1 pseudogene is annotated in these 505 nt (G+C 50.5%); it reads left to right on the forward strand.

The window, feature by feature from the left end:
• A pseudogene (locus tag R7044_RS28405) lies at positions 1–505 on the forward strand (penicillin-sensitive transpeptidase); the annotation flags it as partial.

Consider the following 505-nt stretch of genomic DNA (forward strand, 5'->3'; position numbering starts at 1 on the left):
TTGATGGCCAAGCTCCAGAGAACGCACTAGAAAATGATGAACCAAAATACGCACCACAAGTGATCTCTGAACAAAACGCATTCTTGATGCGTGAAATGATGTACAGCAACATCTGGGGTGGCGGCAACTGGCGTGAAGGAACTGGCTGGAACGGTACCGGCTGGCGTGCGCAAAAACTTGAGCGTCGTGATATTGGTGGTAAAACTGGTACGACTAACGATTCAAAAGACGCATGGTACAACGGTTATGGTCCGGGCGTGGTTGCTATTGCATGGGTGGGCTTCGATGATCACTCACGCGCGTTAGGCCGCACGACGGTGAACAGCAATTTGGGTCAAGGCCAAGTATCTGGTGCTGAATCAGGTGCGAAAACAGCAGAACCAGCATGGATTGACTTTATGCAAGTGGCATTGGAAGGCAAACCAGAACAAGGCAAGAATATTCCAGATGGCATCGTGCGCGTTCGCATCGATCGCAACAGCGGTCTGCTGACTCATAAAGTCGA

Source organism: Vibrio sp. 1402 (genome assembly GCF_033340275.1).